The 1827-nt window shown below is 51.7% G+C and carries 1 protein-coding gene; it reads right to left on the minus strand.

Annotated elements, in window-relative coordinates; translation table 11 throughout:
* Positions 1–1827, minus strand: a 1827-nt coding sequence (locus AB6D80_RS24870) for an AAA family ATPase (protein WP_372189916.1), incomplete at both ends; no start/stop codon positions are given.

Consider the following 1827-nt stretch of genomic DNA (forward strand, 5'->3'; position numbering starts at 1 on the left):
AGAACAAGGTGTGTTGATAGTCACTGGCTTCTCGATTGCCTTGTCGGATGTCAGAAAGCAAACTGTCTAGCGTTTGCGCTTTCACGCCTTTGCTTTCGAGCTCTGCTACCGCAGCGTGCGTGGGCGCAAGACCGATGACACTTTGCTCTGGTTGTTGGCTGGCTTCTTTCACTAACTGGATAAGTTCAATGTTGGATTCAAGCATGGTGGACTTACCGGTACCGGCTAGCCCTTGGATGGCCACAAAGCTGTCCTTGGTGGTTGAGATAAGGGTGATGGCGTCCTTTTGCCCTTGGGTTAGGCGAGGCTTGGTATCGAGGAAGTCCTGCACCTGTTTGTGGGTAGCAAAAGGCTGATGTTGGTCTTTACCATCATCGATGTTTTGCAAGATGCGCTTTTCAGTCTCCAGCGCGGCGTGCGTCGTCCAGCGTGTGCCGTCACTGTACTCTGCAGAGAGGGTGTCGCTGCGTTTAGTCAGCTCTGTTTCAACCTGCTCTTTGGTAATAGAGCCTCCGGCTTCTTCAAAGGCGTAACGCACCGCTTCCACCACTAAGGCTTTTTGGCTAAACGCCGCTTCTCGCTCTGAGAGGTGGTTCAGGGCAAAGCTGACCGCTTTTTCGATGAGTGGGGCGTTTTGCGCTTGCGCGAGTGCTGACAGCGCTTGACTGACATCCTGCTTTAGCCAATCTTGGGTGGCATCGTTTAGGTAGCGGTCGTTGACGTTTTGCGTCTGTAATACGCGCTCAATGGCCGAAGGGGAGACCTGTTCTTTTTCGAGTGCGCTTTGGGCTTTTTCTGGTTTGTCGGTGAAGATATCAAGGCGCTCTGTTTTTTCAGTCAGGTCGTTTATCAGGGGCTTAGATAGGGTAAATGCTTTGCCAGACAGTAAAGTATGGGCTTTTGGCTCAATATGGTGGGCGCTATGAACGTAGTCGTATTGCAGCGGCGCGTCTTTTAAGCTCTCTAAGTTGACGCGCTGCGTTTCCCCTTTGCTCTCAAGCGTGAGGCTTTCTTTGTCAATGTGAGTGACAAGGTAGCTTTGGTTCGCGTCCAAGCCAGCAGGGAAGTGTTTGCCTAACGTTCGAAGGCGTTCGCCTTGGGCGATGTTGAGACTTTGCGGTTTATTGGTTTGCATCTTCATGTGCTTAAAGGCGCGACTGGACGGGTCAAAGGTGTGTGATTGTCCATCGCGTTTGCTGAGTGCGGTCATGGTGTTGCTCTCTTTGTCGATACTGGCGATGACAAAACTCTGAGGTTTGTTTTTCTCCCAATGGGTGAGTGTCATGCCTGGTTTGTAGTGTTGAACGAGGGGTTGTTGCGCTTTAGAGAGGTGGTGAGGGGTTTGAGTGAATAGGGTGGTTTCGTGTCTGGCGAGGGCGCCGGTATTTTTGAGCTGGCCCCGTATCGCTTCGGTTAACCGCCGCTGCTCGACGCTGGAAGTGGCAATCACTTGCGTGTTGGCTTTATCGGGGAGGTCGGCGTACACCCGCGCTATCCTATCGGTATCATTGTCATGCAGTTTTACGTTGGTGTTGCTGGCTCGCTTGCCAACCCAAGAATGACTCTCCACATTGCCTTTTTGATACAGCGAGATAGCGTTATTGGCTTTAAATCCCTGACGGCTTGATACGCGATTAAGCATCACCACTTTACTGCTCGATTGTTTGGCTTTATCGGTGAGGGCCAGCAACTCATTGGCACTCATCTTATTGGCGTCATCGATGAGCAAGATGTCTTTATTGGTCAGCGGCGTATCGCTTTGCAGTAAGCTATGGGTAGTGTGGCGCTGCTCTGGTGAAAAGAGCTGACCGACCCAGGCGCTGAGTG

The sequence above is a fragment of the Vibrio sp. 10N.247.310.17 genome (assembly GCF_041466605.1).
Lineage (GTDB): Bacteria > Pseudomonadota > Gammaproteobacteria > Enterobacterales > Vibrionaceae > Vibrio > Vibrio tasmaniensis_A.